General features: G+C 70.8%; 17 protein-coding genes. 12 read left to right on the forward strand and 5 right to left on the reverse strand.

All coding sequences use genetic code 11. The annotated features are described in order from the left end of the window. Window positions 1-13 precede the first annotated feature (13 nt). Genes AB0F72_RS22690 through AB0F72_RS22700 form a run of 3 tightly spaced genes read left to right on the forward strand, consistent with a single transcriptional unit; the run spans window position 14 to window position 3,296 of the window. Complete coding sequence (locus tag AB0F72_RS22690) at window positions 14-970, forward strand: hypothetical protein (protein ID WP_360434703.1); 957 nt, start codon at window positions 14-16, stop codon at window positions 968-970. Window positions 971-1,002: 32 nt separating this feature from the next. After that, window positions 1,003-1,242: a hypothetical protein gene (locus AB0F72_RS22695; RefSeq protein ID WP_360434706.1), complete on the forward strand. Its 240-nt coding sequence runs from the start codon at window positions 1,003-1,005 to the stop codon at window positions 1,240-1,242. Beyond that, the gene (locus AB0F72_RS22700) at window positions 1,239-3,296 is read left to right on the forward strand and encodes a hypothetical protein (RefSeq protein ID WP_360434709.1); all 2,058 of its coding nucleotides are present in this window, start codon (window positions 1,239-1,241) and stop codon (window positions 3,294-3,296) included. The genes AB0F72_RS22695 and AB0F72_RS22700 overlap by 4 nt, the downstream gene beginning before the upstream one ends. Window positions 3,297-3,624: 328 nt before the next feature. Here AB0F72_RS22700 and AB0F72_RS22705 read toward each other — a convergent pair whose 3' ends face one another. Further along, window positions 3,625-4,644: a LacI family DNA-binding transcriptional regulator gene (locus AB0F72_RS22705; protein ID WP_360434846.1), complete on the reverse strand. Its 1,020-nt coding sequence runs from the start codon at window positions 4,642-4,644 to the stop codon at window positions 3,625-3,627. A gap of 239 nt (window positions 4,645-4,883) precedes the next feature. Here AB0F72_RS22705 and AB0F72_RS22710 point away from each other — a divergent pair, with 239 nt between their 5' ends. From AB0F72_RS22710 to AB0F72_RS22745, 8 genes are all read left to right on the forward strand, one after another. Beyond that, on the forward strand, window positions 4,884-6,194 hold the full coding sequence (locus tag AB0F72_RS22710) for a sugar ABC transporter substrate-binding protein (RefSeq protein ID WP_360434712.1): 1,311 nt from the start codon (window positions 4,884-4,886) through the stop codon (window positions 6,192-6,194). A gap of 141 nt (window positions 6,195-6,335) precedes the next feature. Further along, complete coding sequence (locus tag AB0F72_RS22715; RefSeq protein ID WP_360434715.1) at window positions 6,336-7,262, forward strand: sugar ABC transporter permease; 927 nt, start codon at window positions 6,336-6,338, stop codon at window positions 7,260-7,262. Continuing rightward, the gene (locus AB0F72_RS22720) at window positions 7,262-8,080 is read left to right on the forward strand and encodes a carbohydrate ABC transporter permease (protein ID WP_360434718.1); all 819 of its coding nucleotides are present in this window, start codon (window positions 7,262-7,264) and stop codon (window positions 8,078-8,080) included. Before AB0F72_RS22715 ends, AB0F72_RS22720 begins: the two co-directional genes overlap by 1 nt. Window positions 8,081-8,087: 7 nt before the next feature. Then, window positions 8,088-9,938 (forward strand): beta-L-arabinofuranosidase domain-containing protein, encoded by a 1,851-nt coding sequence (locus AB0F72_RS22725; RefSeq protein ID WP_360434721.1) that lies wholly within the window; start codon window positions 8,088-8,090, stop codon window positions 9,936-9,938. 384 nt (window positions 9,939-10,322) lie between these two features. Next, entirely contained in the window at window positions 10,323-11,951 is a 1,629-nt protein-coding gene (gene pgi / locus AB0F72_RS22730) for a glucose-6-phosphate isomerase (RefSeq protein WP_360434724.1), read from the forward strand. Between the two features lie 33 nt (window positions 11,952-11,984). Further along, complete coding sequence (locus AB0F72_RS22735) at window positions 11,985-13,055, forward strand: winged helix DNA-binding domain-containing protein (RefSeq protein ID WP_360434727.1); 1,071 nt, start codon at window positions 11,985-11,987, stop codon at window positions 13,053-13,055. A 32-nt stretch (window positions 13,056-13,087) separates the two neighbouring features. Beyond that, window positions 13,088-14,407, forward strand: coding sequence for a glycosyl hydrolase family 18 protein (locus AB0F72_RS22740; protein WP_360434730.1), 1,320 nt, complete (start codon window positions 13,088-13,090; stop codon window positions 14,405-14,407). Between the two features lie 67 nt (window positions 14,408-14,474). Continuing rightward, entirely contained in the window at window positions 14,475-15,497 is a 1,023-nt protein-coding gene (locus AB0F72_RS22745; protein WP_360434733.1) for an alpha/beta hydrolase-fold protein, read from the forward strand. A 90-nt stretch (window positions 15,498-15,587) separates the two neighbouring features. On the opposite strand, the gene AB0F72_RS22750 is transcribed toward AB0F72_RS22745, so the two are convergent. Then, window positions 15,588-15,875 (reverse strand): hypothetical protein, encoded by a 288-nt coding sequence (locus tag AB0F72_RS22750; RefSeq protein WP_360434736.1) that lies wholly within the window; start codon window positions 15,873-15,875, stop codon window positions 15,588-15,590. A gap of 67 nt (window positions 15,876-15,942) precedes the next feature. Then, complete coding sequence (locus tag AB0F72_RS22755; RefSeq protein WP_360434739.1) at window positions 15,943-16,509, reverse strand: TetR/AcrR family transcriptional regulator; 567 nt, start codon at window positions 16,507-16,509, stop codon at window positions 15,943-15,945. A 52-nt stretch (window positions 16,510-16,561) separates the two neighbouring features. Here AB0F72_RS22755 and AB0F72_RS22760 point away from each other — a divergent pair, with 52 nt between their 5' ends. Further along, entirely contained in the window at window positions 16,562-18,313 is a 1,752-nt protein-coding gene (locus AB0F72_RS22760) for an ABC transporter ATP-binding protein (RefSeq protein ID WP_360434742.1), read from the forward strand. Between the two features lie 31 nt (window positions 18,314-18,344). On the opposite strand, the gene AB0F72_RS22765 is transcribed toward AB0F72_RS22760, so the two are convergent. Further along, entirely contained in the window at window positions 18,345-18,920 is a 576-nt protein-coding gene (locus AB0F72_RS22765) for a hypothetical protein (protein ID WP_360434745.1), read from the reverse strand. A 160-nt stretch (window positions 18,921-19,080) separates the two neighbouring features. Beyond that, window positions 19,081-20,244 carry a hypothetical protein gene (locus AB0F72_RS22770; protein WP_360434748.1) on the reverse strand — a complete coding sequence of 388 codons (1,164 nt, stop codon included), beginning with the start codon at window positions 20,242-20,244 and terminating at the stop codon, window positions 19,081-19,083. Between the last annotated feature and the right edge of the window lie 120 nt (window positions 20,245-20,364).

Here is a 20,364-nt window from a genome sequence, read left to right on the forward strand (position 1 = left end):
TCCTGGAGCCGCCATGCGACGTGTCGTCGTTCTGCTTCTCGCCGCCGCCCTCGTCCTGCCCGCGACTCCCGCAGCGGCCGAACCCGCCAAGCTCACCTGGACGGTGCAGCCGGCGACCGCCGCCGGTCCGGACGGCCGTCGCTGGGTGGAGCGCACCCTCGACCCCGGTCAGGTCGTCACCGAGCACCTGGCGGTGCGCAACTTCAGCGACACGTCCGCGGAGTTCAGGCTGACCGCCGCCGACGGGTACCTCACCGACAAGGGACGGTTCAACATGCTGCCGTCGGATTCTCCGTCGGCCGACGGCGGCACCTGGATCGAGGTGCGGGACACCGTCACGGTGGGCGCCGGCCAGACCGCGGTGGTGCCGTTCACGATCACCGTTCCGGAGGACGCGACGCCCGGCGACCACCCGGCCGGCATCGCCGCGTCGGTGGCCGGCCGGCAGGGGACCGTGCAGGTGGAGAGCCGGGTGGGGTTCCGGGTCCTGCTGCGCGCGTCCGGTGAGGTGCGGCCGGCGCTTGCTCTGCGCGGGGTGTCGGCCGCTTTCGAGCGATCGTGGAATCCGTTCGTGCCCGGGGCGCTGACCGTTTCCCACCAGGCGGCCAACACCGGCAACGTCCGGCTGGACGTGGCCGGGCAGGTGTCTGCGTCGGAGCTCTTCGGGCTGCTGTCGGCGGAACGTCCGGAGCAGCCCGCCGAACTCCTGCCCGGCGGTGACGCGGCCGCCACCACCCGGATCGACGGGGTGTGGGGCCTCGGCCCGATCCGGACGACGGTCCAGCTCAGCTCGGCGGCCGCCGCCTCGGCGACCGTCACCACCTGGGTGGTGCCGTGGCCACAGCTGCTCCTGCTGGTGGCGGCGGCACTTCTCGGGCCGGCCCTGCGCGCCCGGTCCCGGCATCGCCGCCGCCGGCTGGAGGCGCTTCTCGACCAGGCTCGCCGGGAGGGCGCGCGATCGGCCGCCTGAAACTGTCGTACCGGGTCTCTAGGTTCTCGGGCATGGTTTCCGCGGCGTACTCGCACCTCGGCTCGTCGACTCTGGACGACGGCCTCACCCTCCAGACCTCCGGCGGTCCGGCGGCGCACCCCCGCTTCAACACCGGTTTCCTCACCGACCCGGGCGCCGCGGCGACCGGCCTGCTCGCGGTCGCCGAAGTCGCCCGGAGACCCCGTCTCGCCGCGGCCTGCGCCCTGGCCGTCCGGATCGTCCCCGCCTCGCGGGTCGGGGTGCCAGCATGAGCCTGACCTGGGAGACCATCGACCGGCTCGCCCGCCGCAACGACCGGGCCGCCCTGATCCGGCTGCTGGCGTCGGCGACGCCCGCCGAGCGCGCCGCCGCCGCGCCGGTGGTGGAGGCGGGCGTCAAGGCGCTGCCCGCCGACCCCGGCATGGACGCGCGGACCGTCTACGCCCTCGCCGTCGCCGGCACCGCGCCGAGCGCCGCCCGCGCCGCCACGGTGCTGCGCCGGCCCGCGCTCAACACGTGGAACCGGGACGAGTCCGCCCTCTTCCGCACCCTCGCCGAGGCTCTGAACCTGCCGTGGATCGGCGACCTCGGCGCCGAGCCCGCCCTCCCCGCGGCGGTCGCGGCCCGGGCCCGCGAGGGCGTGCCGCCGCCTGCCGTCGTGGCGATGCGGCCGCCTGCCATGGTGGCGATGCGGCCGCCTGCCATGGTGGCGATGCGGCCGCCTGCCGTCGCGGCGATGCCGCCGCCGATCGCCGACGCGGCCGAGTTCGCCGAGGAGCTCGCCGCCCTGGTCCACGATCAGACCGCGGTCGGCTGGGAGCGGGTCCTCGCCGCCCTGGTCGCCCTCCACACCGACGGCGACCGCGAGACCCTGGCGGCGACCCTGCTGCCGGTGATCGAGAGATATGCCGGCTGGTTCGAGCCGAGCCGATGGAACGCCGGCTCACCGTTAGTCAGCCTCGGCCTGGCGATCCGGTCCGCCACCGGTCCCGCCGGCCGGGGCGGAAACGATCCCACCCGCCGGGAACTCGCCGCCGCCGTCCGGGTCGCCTGGCAGGAGGGCCGGCGCGGGCATCCGCACTCGCCGCTGAGCCCGCAGCCCGACGGGGTGCTGGCGTTGCGGGTCGCCGAGGTCGCTGTGCACCTGACCGGCTCGATGGTCCCCATGATCGTCGCCACGCCGACCCACGTGAACGGCAGCGTCGACGCCGGCGTGCTGCTGCAACGCCTCCAGCGGGCCGAGGCCGAGGGCTGGCAGCCCTGGCCGTTCGACTTCGAGCAGGCGCTGCTCCGGGTGCCCCGTGGCGCCGGCGACCTGGCTGCCCGCGCCGTCGATGATCTGGTGGCTCCCCAAGCCGTCGATGATCTGGTGGCCGCCCGGTCCGCCGATGACCTGGTGGCCGCCCGCGCCGCCCGGCTGACGTCACCGGCCGGCCGGCAGTTCGCGCAGTGGCTCTCCAGCGGTGGCCTGCCCGACCCGATCAGCGCGCCCGTCACCAAGCCCGGTGAACGAGGCCGCGACGGCGGCTGGACCTGGGACGCGCCGGTGCCACGCAGGATCGTGGCGACCCTGCGCCCGGCCCGCGACGGCGGCCTGCGCCTGGAACGCCAGCTGCTCACGCTGACACCGGTCGAGCACCCGGTCTACCTGCCCGGCAACTTCGAGGGCACCGAGGACATCCTCGCCATGGTCCTCCCGCACCACCGGGAGGCCGCCGCCGCGTGGGCCCTCGCCGACGTGGCCTCGCCGGCCGATCAGAACCAGCGGAACACCGCCCGCAACCTGTTCCCGCTGCTGGCGGAGTGCACCGGCCCGGTCGGTCCGGCGGTGGCGTACGCGCTCGCCTACGCCCTCGCCGCCGAACACGAGCCGGACCGCGCCGCCGCCGTCGACATGTTCCTGACCCTGGCCGCGACCCGGCCACCGACCCTCACCCCCGCAGTGCCGGCCGCCCCCGCTGCTCGCGAAGGCATCGGCGATTCACCGGGCGAAGGTGCGTCCTTCGCGTCCCTGGTCGGCACGGCTCTGGCCGATCTCGGCGGCGACGGGACGATCAGGCTGACCCGAGTGCTGCCCGCGCTGGCCGGCATGCACCGCGCCGGCGCATCGGTCGCGGTGTGGGAGTTGCTGGTGGCAGCTCTGCCTCCGCTGCTGACCACTACCGTGCGAACCGTGCCGGACCTGTTGGAGCTGGCGAGCCAGGTGGCCGTCACGCTCGGCGTGACGGGCGAGCTCATCCCCGGGTTGGCCGAGGCAGCCGCCCGCCCCGGCTCCACCCGAGTCACGAAGGAGGCGAAGCGCCTGCGGTCGATCCTGGAACCCTGAGCGGCCCGAACGCGAGCAGCAGCCGCCGCGCGCCGCCCGACGTTCGCCGTCGGGCGGGCGCGCTGCCTGCACCCGGTCGGCTGGGCGCGCTGCCTGCACCCGGTCGGCTGGGCGCGCGGCCTGCATTTGCTGTTTACCCGCGGCTGTCCGACCTCCGGCGGAAACCGCACGCGCCAGCCAGATCTTGGCGAATGCGGCCCGTACTGGGACGCCCGTATTGGGACGCCCGTATTGGGCGAGGTAAATCGCCAAGATCGCGGCACCGGCGACAGCAGGCGGCAGCAGGCGACAGTGAGTGGGCCTGGCGGCGCGTGGCACCGCCGAGTGGTCAGCGCAGCGGGGCGGTGGACTCGCGGGTCAGGAGGCGGACCGGGAGGGTCTCCACCCCGGAGGAGAGAGTGCCGTCCATCGCCGCGGACAGGCGCTGGGCCGCGGTCCGGCCCAGCTGCTCCAGGTTGAGGTCCACCGTGGTCAGGGGCGGCCGGGCGTTCGCGGCCAGGACCTGCCAGTTGTCGAAGCCGATCACGGCGACCTGGCGGGGGACGTCGATGCGTTCCTCGTGCAGCACGTCGAGGACGCCTCGGGCGATCTCGTCGGAGCCGGCGAAGATGGCGTCGACGTCGGGGCAGCGGTCGAGGAGCATGCGGGTGGCGCCGCGGCCCCACGCCTCGGACCACATGCCGAACCAGACCTCGCCGCCGGCCAGCGACAAACCCTCCTCGGCCAGACGGTCCAGGGCGCCGCGGGCGCGGTCCTGGGCGGCGCCGTAACCGGGGTCGCCGGTGATGTGCGCGATCCGGCGGCGGCCGCAGCGCAGCAGGTGGTCGACGGCGAGCCGGCCGCCGCCGACGTTGTCGGTGACCAGGGACAGGTCGGCCGGGTCGTCGGAGGGCGCGTACGCGTAGATGACCGGCACCGGCAGGTCCCGGCCCAGTGACGGCCGGGTGTCCGGGCGGGCGCCCACCACGATCAGGCCGTCGACCCGGCGGGACAGCAGGGCGCGCAGGTGGTGTTTCTCGCGGATCGCGTCGCCGCGGGCGTCACAGAGGAAGACCGAGGTCTGGTCGGAGCCGAACGCGTCCTCGGCGCCCATCAGGATCGGTATCGAGAAGCGGCCCTCCAGGTCGGACGTGAGCAGCCCGACCGTGCCGCTGCGCTGGGTGATCAGGCCCTGGGCGAGGGTGTTCGGCGAGAACGACAGCTGCTCGGCGGCCTTGACCACCCGGGCGCGTGTCTCGGCCCGGACCTGGGGCTGGCCGTTGAGCGCCTTCGACGCGGTCGCGACGGACACCCCGGCGAGCCGGGCGACGTCGCGCAGCGTGACGGCACGGTTGGCCGCCGCCCCCATGGTCTCCACGCCTCGCCTCCGATCGGGACGATTGTCGGCCGGTGCATCGCCCACTGTCGAACCTCTTGACAAGAAAATCTCCACAGCATTACGTTTCTGAAAACCTTTTCGGCGACCGATCCGATCGCCACATCACCGCTTTTACCTGCTGATCTACCGCGCGGGGCAGCGATCAGCCTAGCCCATGCGGTGGCAACTCCGAAACATAAGTCCGAAACGCGGTTTCGAGGAGGAACACAGTGAGGACACGGATAACCAAGGGCTACCGCAGAGCGGTCGCGTCGCTGGCGGCACTGGGCCTGATCGCCACGATGGCGGCCTGCGGATCGAGCGGCGACGAGGCGGGCGGATCGTCCGGACCGATCACGGCGGAGGGCACCGACGACGGCTCGGAGCTGACCCTGTGGACCCGGGCGCCGCTGGAGCTGCAGGCAAAGGCGCTCGTCGACGCGTACAACAAGTCGCACAAGAACCAGGTGAAGCTGACCATCGTCCCGAACGACGACTACGTCGCGAAGGTGGGCGCGGCGGCCGGCAGCGGCGACCTGCCGGACCTGTTCGCGGCGGACATCGTCTACGTGCCGAACTGGACGAAGGCCGGTCTGTTCAGTGACATGACCGAGCGGATCGACAAGCTGCCGTACGCCGACAAGATCAACCAGGGGCACGTCAAGGCCGGCACCTACGACGGCAAGGAGTACGTCCTGCCGTTCGTCCTCGACCTCTCGGTGATCTTCTGGAACAAGGAGCTCTACAAGGAGGCCGGCCTCGACCCGGAGAAGGGCCCGACCACCCTCGACGAGTTCAAGTCTCAGGCCCTGGCCGTGCAGAAGCTGAACAAGCCGGACACCTACGGCACCTACTTCGGCGGCAACTGCGGCGGCTGCAACGTTTTCACCTGGTTCCCCATGGTCTGGGCCAGCGGCGAGGACGTCATGGACGCCGAGGGCACGAAGGCGCTGCTCGACGGCCCGGCCGCGCAGAAGGTCTACACCACCTGGCGTGACCTGCAGACGGCCGGCGCGGTCCACCCCGGCTCCAAGGACGAGACCGGCGCCACCTGGGTCGCCGCGTTCCAGGAGGGCAAGATCGGCGTGATGCCGTACCCGGCCACGCTGCTGAAGACGGCCGCGAAGACCGTCGACGTCGGCGTCACCCCGATCCCGGGCGTCAGCGGCGGCCAGTCGACGTTCGTCGGCGGCGACGGCATCGGCATCTCCAAGGACTCCGCGAAGTCCGACCAGGCGTGGAACTTCCTGTCCTGGCTGACCTCGGAGGACGCGCAGGTCGGCGTGCTCGCCGCCAACGACAGCTCGGTGGCGCGCAGCGACCTGGCCGACAACGAGTACGCGGCCAAGGACCCGCGGGTCGCCATGATCAACAAGGTGGCCGCCGAGCCGCAGAGCAAGACGCCGTTCGCTGTCAACTTCCAGCAGGCGTACAACGCTCCGGGCAGCCCCTGGGTGACCCTGCTGCGCAACCAGGTCTACGGCGACGCCGGAGCGCTGGCCGCCGACAACAGCGCGGTCACCGGCGTGCTGGGTCAGTAGCGAGGTAGCCACCACCGGCGAGCGGCGCCGGGACGCCACGTGAACCCGCACGAACCGGCGCCGCTGTGCCGTACCCAAGAAAGCCGCTGTGCCCGTAGCCAAGGAAGCTGCTGTGCCCGTACCCGAGAGAGAAGCGCACGCATGGCACCTGCAACGACCCTCACCAAACCGCCGGAAGGCGCGACAGCGCCGCCCGGCACCCCCCGCAACCGGAAGCGGCGCGGCGGGCAGGCGCTGACCGGATGGGCCTACGCCGCGCCGACCGCCCTCTTCGTCCTGATCTTCTTCGTCGCGCCGATCCTGCTGGTCGGGCAGATGTCGGTCTCGGACTGGGGACTGTTCGCCGGCAACCGCGGCGTCAACGCGCCGGAGAACTTCACCGATGTCCTGGACGACCGCCTGTTCTGGCCGGCGGTCTGGTTCACGATCAAGTACACGGTCGTCACCACCGTGATCCTTCTCGGTCTCGCGCTCGGGCTGGCGATGCTGGTCCAGGAGGCGAACCGGTGGACCGGCTTCCTGCGCACCTCGTTCCTGGTGCCGAGCGCGCTGGGCCTGGCGTCGGCGTCGCTGCTGTTCTACGCGCTGTACTCGCCGCAGAGCACGCCGCTGGAGTTCCTCGGCATCGACTCGTTCCTCGGCACGCCGACCGCGGCGCTCTGGTCCACGGTGGTCCTGATCGTCTGGCGGTTCGCCGGCTTCTACATGCTGTTGCTGCTGGTCGGGCTGCAGGGCATCTCCGGCGACGTCTACGAGGCGGCGCGGCTCGACGGCGCCAACCGGTGGCAGACCTTCCGGTACGTCACGCTGCCGCTGCTCAAGAGCTCGCTCGCGCTCTGCGCGATCCTCTGCGTCACCGGGTCCATGCTCGCCTTCGACCAGTTCTACATCCTGACCAAGGGCGGTCCGGACAACAGCACGCTCACCATCGTGCAGCTGGTCTACAACTTCGCCTTCTTCGGGCAGAACAACCTCGGCAAGGCCGCCGCGCTCTCGGTGCTGGTCCTGGGCGTCCTGCTGGTAGTCAACGTGATCCAGTTCCGTGGCCTGCGCGAGAAGGAGAGCTGATGCGCTCGCTGTTGATCCGTACGCCGCAGCACGTGCTCGCCGGCGGCCTCGCCATCGTCTTCCTCTTCCCGCTCGCCTGGGCCGCCGTCGCGAGTGTCAGCCCGCAGGCCGGGACCGCGCAGACCGACGGCTGGGGCTTCGGCAACTACGAGACCCTCGCCAACTATCAGGCCGGGATCGGGCAGTACCTGCTCAACTCGGCGGTCGTGTCGCTGCTGACCGTGGCGTTCACCCTGGTCGTCAGCGTGTTCGGCGGGTACGCGTTCGCGGTGTTCCGCTTCCCCGGGCGCAACGTGCTGTTCCTGGTGACCCTGGCGATCCTGATGGTTCCGTACGCGACACTGCTGATCCCGCTCTACGTCCTGCTCAACCAGCTCGGCCTGCAGGGCTCGCTGATCGGGCTCGCGCTCGTGCTCACCATGTTCCAGCTGCCGTTCGCCGTCTTCATGATGCGGATCAGTTTCGAGGCGATCCCCGCCGAGCTGCGCGAGGCAGCGCTGATCGACGGCTGCGGCTCGTTCCGGGCGCTGCGGCACATCCTGGTCCCGGCCGTCAAACCCGGCCTGATCACGGTGGGCCTGTTCGCGTTCCTGGCCGCCTGGAACGACTTCATCACGCCGCTCGTGCTGATCAGCGACTCCGACAAGGCGCCGCTCCCGCTCGCCGTCGCGAACATGCGTCAGCAGGTCATGGGCATCGTCGACTACGGCGCGACGGAGGCCGGCGTGGTGGTCCTCGCTCTGCCCTGCGTGCTGCTCTTCCTCGCCCTCCAGCGGCACTACGTCCGCGGGTTCATGTCCGGCGCTCTCAAAGGGTGATCATCCAGTGACGATTCCTGTTTCTCCAAGCCATGGCACGCTGCGGCCGCTGGGCCTGAGCGAGGTCACCCTGAAACCCGGCTTCTGGCAGCGCCGCCAGGAGGTCAACCGGTCCGCCACGCTGGCGCACATCGAGCACTGGCTGGAGAAGGCCGGCTGGCTCGGCAACTTCTCCGCCCCGCCGGACGGGCGCCGGGGCCGCGAGTTCGCGGACAGCGAGGTCTACAAGTTCCTCGAGGCGATGGCGTGGGAGCTGGGGCGCCACCCGGACCCGGAGCTGGAGGCCCGCTACCAGAAGATCGTCGCCCGGGTCGCCGAGGCGCAGGAGGCGGACGGGTACCTCAACACCAACTTCGGCCGGCCCGGCCAGCAGCCCCGGTACAGCGACCTGGAGTGGGGGCACGAGCTCTACTGTTACGGCCACCTGATCCAGGCGGCGGTCGCCCGGGCCCGCACGTTCGGTGCGGACCAGCTGGTCGAGGTCGCGGTCCGGGCCGCCGACCACGTCTGTGACGTCTTCGGTCACGGCGGCATCGCGTCGGTCTGCGGGCACGCCGAGATCGAGCCGGCGCTGGTCGAGCTCTACCGGGTCACCGGCACCACCCGGTACCTGGAACAGGCCCGTCTCTTCGTGGAGCGGCGCGGTCACCAGATCCTCGACGACATCGAGTTCGGCCGGGCGTACTTCCAGGACGACATGCCGGTCCGCGACGCCACAGTGCTGCGCGGCCACGCGGTCCGGGCGGTCTACCTGGCGTCCGGCGCGGTGGACGTCGCGGTGGAGACCGGCGACACCGAGCTGCTGGACGCGGTCGCCACCCAGTGGAGCACCACGGTGGCCCGCCGCGTCTACATCACCGGCGGTATCGGGTCGCGGCATCAGGACGAGGCGTTCGGCGAGGACTTCGTGCTCCCGCCGGACCGGGCGTACTCCGAGACGTGCGCGGGGGTCGGCTCGGTGATGCTCGCCTGGCGGCTGCTGCTCGCCCAGGGCGATCCCCGCTACGCCGACCTGATCGAGCGGACGCTGTTCAACGTGATCGCCACGTCGCCCTCGGACGACGGGACCCGGTTCTTCTACACGAACACGCTGCACCAGCGCGTCCTCGGCACCGAGCCGCCCGCCGACCAGCTGGTGCCGCGGGCCGCGTCGACGCTGCGGGCGCCCTGGTTCTCGGTCTCCTGCTGCCCGACGAACCTGGCGCGCACGTTCGCCGGCCTGGCCGCCTACCTCGCGACGTACAGCGACGACGGCGTGCAGATCCACCAGTACGCCGCCGCGACCATCCGGGTGAACGGCATCGGCCTGGAGATCGACACGGACTATCCGGTGAGCGGCCGGGTGTCCATCCGGGTCACCGAGTCCCCCTCCGCGGACCAGCCCTGGACGCTCACGCTGCGGGTTCCGCACTGGGCCTCCGGCGCGACGGTGGACGGTGAGCCGGTGGCGCCGGGCCTGGTGTCAGTGCGCCGCCGCTTCGCGCCCGGCGACACCGTCGTGCTCGATCTGGCGGTCCGCCCCCGGCTCACCGCCGCCGATCCCCGGATTGACGCGGTACGGGGGTGCGCGGTCGTCGAGCGTGGCCCGGTCGTCTATTGCGTCGAGTCGGTGGACCTGCCCCGCGGCGTGGCCGTTGACGCGCTGCGGCTGGACGCCGAGGCGGATCTGACCGACCGTGACGACGGGGTGGAGGCGACCTGTCACGTGTCCCCGCCGGCGGACGCGGCGTGGCCCTACGGCCCGGCCCGGCCGGAGGGGGCCGTGGGGGAGAGGGTGCCGGTGATGCTGCGGCCCTATCACGACTGGGCGTCCCGGGGGCCGTCCACGATGCGGGTCTGGCTACCGCTGGGGGAGTAGCGGGCTCGCGGAGTGACGGGCGCACGCGGATGCACGGCGTGTGCGCCCGCCGCCGTCCCCGGTGACGCCCCGCGGCGGGCGCACACGGTGACCCCTGGCGGCGTGGGTGGGGGCACACCGTTGTCGTGTGTGTGACCTGGCCTCGGCTATGGCGTAGGCCAGGCGCCACGATCGCGTTACGTGTGCTTTCGTCCGCCGGTGGACGCCGGCCGCCGCTGTCCCGGACTCAGCGGATCCGGGCGGGCAGGCGTCGCCACCGGCTCTCCGGCGCGTATGTGATCAAGATGTACGTCCGCCATGAGCGCGGATCGTCTGCATCGGGAAGAACTCCGTGCCACGATGGCCGAGTTGTGCTAGTTACAAATCCGGTCCGGAGTGGGAGAGATGAGCGAACACGTTTCCGACAGCACCGAGTGGCAGAGCCTGCAGGGGCTCGCGGAGAAGTTCTCGGCGGTGCACCTTCGCGACCTGTTCGGCAGTGACCCGCAGCGGGGCACGCGCTATGCCGCCGAGGTGGCCGACCTGTACGTGGACTACAGCAAGAACCTGGTCACCGACGAGGTGCTGAGCGCCCTGTTCGGGCTCGCCCAGCGCGCCAAGCTCGGCGAGAAGATCACCGCGATGTTCGCCGGCGAGCACATCAACGTGACCGAGGACCGGGCCGTGCTGCACACTGCGCTGCGGCTGCCGAAGTCGGCGAAGCTGGTCGTGGACGGTCAGGACGTGGTCGCCGACGTGCACGAGGTGCTCGACCGGATGGGCGCGTTCGCCGACAAGATCCGCTCCGGGGAGTGGACCGGGCACACCGGTCAGCGGATCACCACCATCGTGAACATCGGCATCGGCGGGTCGGATCTCGGTCCGGTGATGGCCTACGAGGCGCTGAAGGAGTACTCGCAGCGCGACCTCGAATGCCGGTTCGTCTCCAACATCGACCCGACCGATCTGTACGAGAAGACCCGCGATCTGGACCCGGCCTCCACCCTGTTCATCGTCTGCTCCAAGACCTTCACCACGCAGGAGACGCTGACCAACGCGCGGGAGGCCCGCAAGTGGCTGCTCGCGACTCTGAAGGACGACGCCGCGGTGGCGAAGCACTTCGTCGCCGTCAGCACCAACGCCGAGAAGGTGGCCGACTTCGGCATCGACACGGCGAACATGTTCGGCTTCTGGGACTGGGTCGGCGGGCGCTACTCGCTCCCGTCCGCGGTCGGCCTCAGCGTGCTCATCGCGATCGGCAAGGAGCGGTTCGCCGAGATGCTCTCCGGCTACCACGCCGTCGACGAGCACTTCCGGACCACCCCGATCGAGCGCAACGTGCCGGCGCTGCTCGGCCTGCTCAACGTCTGGTACGACACGTTCCTCGGCGCCCAGTCGCACGCCGTCCTGCCGTACGCGCAGTACCTGCACCGCTTCGCCGCCTACCTCCAGCAGCTGACGATGGAGAGCAACGGCAAGTCGGTGCGCCTGAACGGCGACCCGGTCACCTTCCAGACCGGCGAGGTCTTCTGGGGCGAGCCCGGCACCAACGGCCAGCACGCGTTCTACCAGCTCATCCACCAGGGCACCAAGCTGATCCCGGCGGACTTCATCGGCTTCAGCCTGCCGAACCACGACATCGGCGAGATGCACGACCTCTTCATGTCGAACTTCCTGGCGCAGACCGGCGCGCTCGCGTTCGGCAAGACCCTGGAGCAGGTGAAGGCCGAGGGGTCGAACGAGAAGGTCGCCCCGCACCGGGTCATGCAGGGCAACCACCCGACCACGACGATCCTGGCCGAGAAGCTCACCCCGGCCACGTTCGGGCAGCTGGTGGCGCTCTACGAGCACATCACGTTCACCCAGGGCGTGATCTGGGAGATCAACTCGTTCGACCAGTGGGGTGTCGAGCTCGGCAAGGTGATGGCGAACCAGCTCGCGCCGAAGCTGACCTCGGCCGACGCGCCGGCCGACGACGCCGACTCGTCGACGAACGCCCTGATCAAGCGGTACCGGGCCGCGCGCGGCCGCTGAGAAGTGTCGTAGCCGGTCTCTAGGCTCGGTGCCGTGGATTCCTCTGCGGCACTGAGCCTGCGCATGACCGCGCTCCTGCTGGGTTCCCGCGCGACGGCGAGCGTGCGGGAGATCGTCGCGTGGTTCGGCGCGATGCAGGCCCAGGACCTCGGCAGCGTGCTCTGGTCGCTCGGCGTGCGGCTGCCCGGCTCGACGCTGCCGGAGATCGTCGCCGCCACCGAGGACCGATCCGTCGTGCGCACCTGGCCGATGCGCGGCACGGTCCACCTCGTCCCGTCCGCCGACGCGCACTGGATGCTCGGCCTCACCGGCGTCCGCCAGCTCACCGGCGTCGCCCGGCGCTGGGAGCATCTCGGTCTCGACGAGACGATCGCCGGCCGCTCGATGGAGATCCTCGCCGCCGCCCTCGCCGCAGGCGGCGGGCGATTGACGCGATCGGCGTGCCTGGCCGCGCTCCGCGAGGGCGGCATCGACGTGAGCGGTCAGCGCGGTTACCACCTCTTGTGGTACGCGTCTCAGCGCTCGCTGACGGCGATCGCGCCCAGCATCGGGGCGGAGCAGACGTTCGTGCTGCTGGACGACTGGGTTCCCGGCAGGTTCACGCCGTCCTCGCGGGAGGAGGGCCTGGCGATCCTGGCGCAGCGGTTCTACCGGTCGCACGGCCCGGCGACGGTCAAGGACTTCGCCGGCTGGACCAGCCTCGGGATCCGGGACGCGCGGACCGGGATCGCCGCGGCGGGTCTGGCCGCCGTCGACGTCGACGGGGTGGAGATGTGGGCGGACCCGGCGGTGCTGGACGCCGGGCCGGTCACCGGGTGCTGGGCGCTGCCGGGCTTCGACGAGTACCTGCTGGGTTACAAGGACCGGTCGCTGATGGCGTCGCCGGAGCAGCTCGCGAAGATCATCCCCGGTGGGAACGGGATCTTCCAGCCGACTCTCGTCCGCGACGGGCGGGTGGTGGGGACGTGGAAGCGGACGATCGGGAAGAAAGCGGTCACCGTGCGCGTGCTTCCCCACGTACCCGATGATCTTGGAGATTTTGATTCCGCGCTGTCGGGTTTCGCCGCTTACCTGGGGCTGCCGTTAATAGTTAAGAACCCTTGATATTTACTGATGTGAACGCCACTATGTGGGGCATGAGACTTCGACGCGGGTTGATGGCGTTGATCGCCGGTGTGGTGGTGGCGGGCGGGTCCGTGATGGCGTTCTCGCCGAGCGGATCGGCGGCGGTGGCCTGCTCCTCGACGGTGTGGGCCGAGGGAGTGTCGTATTCGGCGGGGCAACAGGTCACCTACCAGGCGCGCCTCTACCAGGCCCTGGTCGCGCACACCGCCTGGGCGGGCGCGGGGTGGACGCCGTCCACGACGCCGACGCTGTGGCGCGATCTCGGAGCCTGCGACGGTGCGTCGCCGTCGCCGTCGGTCTCCCCGTCGTCGTCGCCCTCCTCCTCGCCCTCGTCATCGCCCTCGTCGTCTTCGTCGCCGTCTCCGTCCACCAGCCAGCCCGCCTGCGCCGTGAAGGGACGGCCGGCCGGCAAGGTCCTCCAGGGTTACTGGGAGAACTGGGACGGCGCGTCCAACGGCGTGCACCCCGGCATGGGCTGGATCCCGATCAACGACAGCCGGATCACCCAGCACGGCTACAACGTGCTGATGGCCGCCTTCCCGGTGATCCGCTCCGACGGCACGGTCCTCTGGGAGAACGGCATGGACGCCGGTGTGAAGGTGCCGACCGCGGCCGAGATCTGCGCGGCCAAGGCGCAGGGCGCCACCGTGCTGATGTCGATCGGCGGGGCGGCAGCGGGCATCGACCTGAGCTCCAGCGCCGTCGCCGACCGGTTCGTCGCGACGATCGTGCCGATCCTGAAGGCCTACCACTTCGACGGCATCGACATCGACATCGAGACCGGCCTCTCCGGCAGCGGCAGCATCACCACGCTGTCGCCCTCACAGGCGAACCTGATCCGGATCATCGACGGCGTGCTGGCCGCGATGCCGGCGAACTTCGGGCTCACCATGGCGCCCGAGACGGCGTACGTCACCGGCGGCAGCGTGGTCTACGGGTCGATCTGGGGCTCGTACCTGCCGATCATCAAGAAGTACCTGGACAACGGCCGCCTGTGGTGGCTGAACATGCAGTACTACAACGGGTCGATGTACGGCTGCTCCGGTGACTCGTACCCGGCCGGCACCGTGCAGGGCTTCACCGTGCAGACCCAGTGCCTGAACAACGGCCTCACCATCCAGGGCGTCACCATCAAGATCCCGTATGACAAGCAGGTGCCCGGCCTGCCGGCGCAGACCGGCGCGGGCGGCGGATACATGACGCCGAACCTGGTCACCCAGGCGTGGAACAGCGTGCCGGGGATCAAGGGCCTGATGACCTGGTCGATCAACTGGGACGGTTCGAAGGGCTGGACCTTCGGCGACACCGTGAAGGCGCTCCAGGGCCGCTGACCGCGTCGAGGCGGCGTCCGCGGGGCGCCGCCTCGATCTGCTGGCTCGGGCCTGGTTGACTCGGGTGATGTTCAGTGAACTCGAAGGAACCCTGCACCAGGAGACCATCGACTCGGTTCTGCTGAGGGACAACCCGCTCGGCGACCCGCACGTGCGCCCGCTCTGGGTCTACACGCCGCCCGGCTACGCGGAGGGCGCCGACCGCTATCCCACCATCTACGTGATCCAGGGCTACTCCGGACAGGTCGAGATGTGGGGCAACCGGCAGGCCTTCCGGCAGCCGTTCGTGGTCACCGCCGACCAGGTGTTCGCGCGGGGCCGGGCGCCGGGCTGCATCCTGGTCTACGTGGACGCGTGGACCGCGTACGGCGGCTCACAGTTCGTCGACTCGCCCGGCACCGGCAAGTACCACTCGTACCTCTGTGACGAGGTCGTGCCGCACGTCGACGCCCGGTACCGCACGATCGCCGCCGCCGGATCCCGCGCGATCTCCGGCAAGTCCTCCGGCGGCTTCGGCGCGATGATCACCCCGATGCTGCGGCCGGACCTGTTCGGCGCGCTCGCCACCCACGCCGGCGACGCCCTCTACGAGTACTGCTACCTCAACGAGTTCGCCAAGTCCGCCCGCGCCCTGCGCGAGTACGACCACGACATCCTGAAGTGGTGGACCGACTTCACCTCCCGGGTCAGCATGACCAAGGAGCACGACATGTCGCTCACCCTGCTCCTGGGCTGCACCGCCGCCTTCTCCGCCGACCCGGACGGCACCCCGCGCCTGCCCTTCGACCCGCGTACCGGGCAACTCATCCCGGAACTCTGGGACCGCTGGCTGGCCTGGGACCCGATCCGCATGATCGACCGGTACGCCGACGCGCTGCGCGGCCTGCGCGCCGTCTGGATCGACGCGGGCACCCGCGACGAGTGGTTCCTCGACCTGGGCGCCGAGGCCTTCAAGGACGGCCTGCTCCGGATTGGCGTCCCGCCGGACCGGATCAGCTTCGAGCTCTTCCCGGCCGGCCACGGCGGCATCGACTACCGCTACCCGCTGGCCGTCGAATGGCTCGCCCACCGCCTGGACCGTTCAGCGTGATCGATGTCGCCGGCTGGTCCACCACGGGGAGTGGGGCATCGCCCAGGTGGCCCAGCCGTGTCGGCCCAGCGTTTGTCGACCCAGCCGGGATCAGCTCAGAAGCAACCGGATCGCGGTGAGCGCCGCGCCGCAGAGCAGGGCCAGCACCAGGAAGGAGAGGGTGACGGCGATGGCCGGCCGCCGGTCAGCGGTGGCGGGCGCGGGCGGGAACGCGAGCAGTGGGCCGGCCGGATCGGGGGGCCGGGTCCGGGGGAGCGCGATCAGGTGACGGCGCGCGGACTCGGGCGCGCGGACCGGGGGCGCGGGCGGCCGCCCCCGGGGCAGGGCGATCAGATGATGCCGCCGGGCCGGCACTCCCGGGCCCGAAAGCGCTGTCACCCGTCAACAGTGACACGCTCCGTGCGTACTCAGGAGCGCTGAGTGTGTCACATTCCCGTCGTCGCGCTCACCCGCGCGGGCGCAGCACGTTCATCAGGCTGTGCAGCACGAGCCGCAGGGCCTCGTGCCGGGACACCTGCCGCTCCGCCAGGTAACTCCACCCGGCGTACAGCTGAGCCCACAACAGGCTCTGCACCCAGTCCGCCGGCAGGCTCCGGTCGATGCTCCCGTCCTCGTACCCCCGCCGCACCATCGCCTCGAACTCCGGATCGCAGGCGTCGTCCTTCTCCGCGGCGCCCCCGTCCAGCGTGATCTGGTCGTTGAAGAGCAGCGACAGGATGTCGCCGAGGTCGAAGTACTCCTGCCCGAGCCGCCGTACCGCCTCCGCCCCGGTGTCCTCGCCGATCCGCGCCCGCAGGCGGGCCGTCTCCAGGCGTCTGCCCGCCTCGATGTGCAGGGCGGTCACCAGTTCGGCCCGATCGGCGTAGTACCGGTGCAGCGTCGTCCGCCCCACCCCGGCCGCCACCGCCACGTCGCCGAGGGTCGCGCCCGGGTTCCGCGCGAAGACCGCTGTCGCGGCATCGAGGATCGCTTGCCGGGTGCGCGCGCGGGACCCGGAGACGGTGTCGGTCACGGCCGCAGATTATCACTTGCCTATTTTGGAACATCAATGTTCCACTGTGGTCATGCCGAATCCCGCGCAGGAATCGACGAGACTGCAGACCCTTCTCTCCGTGTTCCGCCCGCACCGCCGCACCATGATCCTGGGCCTGATCCTCGGCCTGCTGGGCAGCGCCGCCGGCCTCGCCACCCCGATGGTCACCAAGTGGGTGCTCGACTCGTTCGGCGCCGGCCTCGAACTGACCGCCCCGGTCGTCACGCTGCTGGTCCTGCTCGTCGCCGGCGCCGCGATCGGCCTCTGGCAGTGGATCGTGATGGGCCGGCTGGCGCAGCGGATCGTCCTCGACGCCCGGACCTCGATCATCCGCAGGTACTTCCAGGCGCGCGTCTACGACCTGCAGAAACGCTCCACCGGGGAGCTCGTCACGCGGGTCACCTCGGACACCGGCCTGCTGCACGAGGCGTCCGGCAGCATCGTCGGGCTGATCAACGCCGGGGTCGGGCTGGCCGGCACGATCGTACTGATGGGGGTGCTCGATCTGACCCTGCTCGGCTGCACCCTCGCGGCGGTCGCGGTGGTGGCCGTGCTGATGTCGCTGCTGCTGCCGAAGATCGGGGTGGCGCAGACTGCCGCGCAGGAGTCCGTCGGCCAGCTCGGCGCGAACCTGGAGGGCGCGCTCCGGGCGATCCGCACCGTGAAGGCCAGCCGTGCCGAGGGCCGGCAGAGCGCCCGCGCCATCGGCAGCGCGCAGGAGGCGGCCCGGCACGGCATCCGCGCCGCCGAGGTCAGCGCGACGGTGTGGACGATCTCCTGGTCCGGCGTCAACCTCGCGGTGATCCTGATCCTGGCGGTCGGCGCGTGGCGGGCCAGCGAGGGCCTGCTCGAAGTGTCCACCCTCGTCGCGTTCCTGCTCTACGTCTTCCAGCTGATGGGCCCGATCAGCGAGCTCACCCAGAATCTGACGGCCCTGCAGGCCGGGATGGCGGCGGCCGGCCGGATCAACCAGCTCCAGGACATCACGCTCGAGAACCACGAGGCCACGGCCCCGGCTTCGGAGGTACGTCCGGACGACTCCATCATCGTGTTCAGCGACGTCACCGCCCGCTACGGACCGGACGGCAAGCCCGCTGTCCGCGGCGTGGACCTGGCCGTCCCGAGGCGCGGCCACCTGGCGATCGTTGGGCCGTCCGGCGCCGGGAAGACCACCCTGTTCTCGCTGCTGCTGCGGTTCCTGGAGCCGGAGCGTGGGCGGATCCTGCTGGACGGCCGGGACTACGCGTCCTACTCGCCGGACCAGGTGCGGTCCCGGTTCGCCTACGTCGAGCAGGAGACCCCCGTCGTGCCCGGGACGATCGCCGAGAACCTCCGCTACACCCACCCGGACGCCACCGACGACGAACTGCGCGACGTCCTGCGAGCGGTACGCCTCGACGACAAGATCGACGAGCTGCCGGACGGCTGGGAGACGTCCCTGGCCTCGACCGACGTCTCCGGCGGCCAGCGCCAGCGGATCGCCCTGGCCCGCGCGCTGCTCCGCACCCCCGACGTGCTGCTGCTGGACGAGGCGACCGCCCAGGTGGACGGCCTGACCGAGGCGGCGGTGCACGACTGCATCCGCGCCCGGGCCGCGACCGGCGCGGTGGTGACGATCGCCCACCGTCTCTCCACGGTGCTGGACGCCGACAGCATCGTCGTGATGGAGAACGGCCGGGTGCGGGCCCAGGGCGCCCACGCCGACCTGTACGCCACCGACGACCTCTACCGCCGCCTGGTCGAGGCCCTCCGCATCGCCGCCGAACAGCCCACCCCGGCCTGACCCCGTCGCCGGGCGTGAGTGCCGCGTCGTTCTACTCGACGGTGAGGGCCGCGTTCAGGTCGATCGACTGCAGGTAGACCCGCTTCTCGTAGTGGCGGTACACCCAGAATCCGAGAATGAGCAGGCCGACCGACGAGGCGGCGAAAAGGCTGACGACCAGCGGAGCGTTGGACATCTGAAAGTCGGCTCCCCGGGCCAGAAAGGCGCTGACGACCAGACCTGCGATGTTCAGCACGTACAGCACGCCGAAACTCATCCGGTCGCGGACGAACATGCGGACCTCGGGATGCCGGCGAAGCCAGCTCTCCCATTCCAGGGCCGGGACGTCACCCCCGAGGACCCGGTTGATCTTCACTTCGAGGCACGACAGGAAGGCGCCGGCCCGGATGGATCGGAAGATCTCGACGAACCACACGCTGACGATGAAGATGCTCAGGAGGGGGACGACGAAGAGAAGAGCCAGGATCGCGATCAGCCTCTCTTCGACCTGAAGCGAGAGGCCGATGAGGACGGCTATGCCGGTGATACCGAACTGCATGATCGTTTGCTGGGCCTGCTGCGCCTGCAACGATTCGGCCCGGAGGCTTTGATACTCAGCGAGTGCCACGGTGGTCCACCGTGAGACGTCCTGATCCTCGGTTCGGAAGGAGACCGGCATCTCGAAGGCGCGGTGATCGAGGATCTGCCGGCGTGTGTGGTGTCCAATACGGGGAACTGGCATGGTCGGCCTCCCGTTCCGGATCGGATGGACGGCTCTAGTTACGTGTCTAGCAGCCCGACGCCAGTGCCGGCCTGCCGTCCCAGCCGCTGGCGAGCGCCCACACCGCTCCGGCGGTCCAGGCCTGGAGCCGGGTGGCTCGTCCGGGCACGAACGGCGGGCCGCCGTCCAGCGGCGCGGCGTAGCACTCCGGCATGCAATGGAGGTGTTCGACGGCGTCGAGTACGCCCCTGCGGACGCGGTCGGCCAGTTCCGTGGCGCCGTGGCGGCGCAAGGCTCCCCAGGCGAACCAGCATTCGAAGGGCCAGACGGCTCCGAGGTGGTACGCGTCCGGGGAGAAGGACGCATGCTCGGGTGAGATGGTGCGCGGGCCCCAGCGGGTCATGAGCGTCCGCAACGCGGACACGGCCGGCTCGACCCGCGCGGGTTTCAGCAGGTCGGACCAGAGCATGATGCCGATCTCGCTGGCCTTCGTCGGGACCGCCCGCCCGTGGCCGTCTACCGCCAGCGCCGGCCACGGTTGCCCGTGCCGGAAGAAGGACTCGTCCACCGCGTCGGCAAGCTGTTCCGCCTCCGCCTCGAACCCGTGACAGCGCAGGGCGTGGTAGGCGAACGCCTGTGCGGAGGCCACCGCCACCGGGCCCTCCACCTGGGCGCCGCTGGGCCACCGGACGCCGGAGCCCTCCTTGTCCCACAGGCCGTCCCGCCATCCCTGGTGGTAGAGCCCGCCTTCACGGTGTCCCACGTAGGTGATCAGTCCGTTCGCCGCCAGGCTGGATCGTAGCCAGTGGAGGGCGGCGGTGACCGTTGAGTCTCTGATCTTCAGCCGGGCGGCGAGGATCAGATACAGAGAGGTGGAGTCCACCGACCCGAAATACCGCAGGCTGCCGTCCGGCTCGACGCGCCACGAACGATCCCGATGCCACTGGGGGGCCACCTCCCAGTCCTCGTGTGGAATCTTCCCCGGCTCCTCGGCGGTTTCCGGGACGAGCCGCCTGCCCTGTCGCGACCCGAGCGCGGCGACCGTCGCGGTGGCGATGTCCGGCCGCGCCGGGAGGATCTGGAGTGCCGCGATGAGCGCGTCTCGGCCGAAGAGCGTGGCATAACGGCCAACCGGCTCGTCGGCTCCGGGTGCGGCCGACGCCGTCAGGAAGCCCTCGCCGGTCACCAGCCGATCGATGACGGAGAGAGCACGTTCCGCTGAGGCATACACGAACCTAGATCCCCTCGCCGCCTTCGGTGATCTTAATACGCCCGGGGCGGGCCGGAGTTCGCACGGCGCCGGGCTCGCCATCGGCTCCGGTGTGACCCCCGCCGCAGCGCAAGTTCTTTG

This window comes from Actinoplanes sp. NPDC023936 (assembly GCF_040639325.1).
Classification (GTDB): domain Bacteria; phylum Actinomycetota; class Actinomycetes; order Mycobacteriales; family Micromonosporaceae; genus Actinoplanes.

Bases quoted from the DNA above. Each gene is read 5' to 3' on its own strand.
- AB0F72_RS22745 (WP_360434733.1), top strand. From the start codon at position 14,475: ATGTTCAGTGAACTCGAAGGAACCCTGCACCAGGAGACCATCGACTCG.
- AB0F72_RS22740 (WP_360434730.1), top strand. From the start codon at position 13,088: ATGAGACTTCGACGCGGGTTGATGGCGTTGATCGCCGGTGTGGTGGTG.
- AB0F72_RS22700 (WP_360434709.1), top strand. From the start codon at position 1,239: ATGAGCCTGACCTGGGAGACCATCGACCGGCTCGCCCGCCGCAACGAC.
- AB0F72_RS22760 (WP_360434742.1), top strand. From the start codon at position 16,562: ATGCCGAATCCCGCGCAGGAATCGACGAGACTGCAGACCCTTCTCTCC.
- AB0F72_RS22720 (WP_360434718.1), top strand. From the start codon at position 7,262: ATGCGCTCGCTGTTGATCCGTACGCCGCAGCACGTGCTCGCCGGCGGC.
- pgi (WP_360434724.1), top strand. From the start codon at position 10,323: ATGAGCGAACACGTTTCCGACAGCACCGAGTGGCAGAGCCTGCAGGGG.
- AB0F72_RS22715 (WP_360434715.1), top strand. From the start codon at position 6,336: ATGGCACCTGCAACGACCCTCACCAAACCGCCGGAAGGCGCGACAGCG.
- AB0F72_RS22695 (WP_360434706.1), top strand. From the start codon at position 1,003: ATGGTTTCCGCGGCGTACTCGCACCTCGGCTCGTCGACTCTGGACGAC.
- AB0F72_RS22705 (WP_360434846.1), bottom strand. From the start codon at position 4,644: ATGGGGGCGGCGGCCAACCGTGCCGTCACGCTGCGCGACGTCGCCCGG.
- AB0F72_RS22690 (WP_360434703.1), top strand. From the start codon at position 14: ATGCGACGTGTCGTCGTTCTGCTTCTCGCCGCCGCCCTCGTCCTGCCC.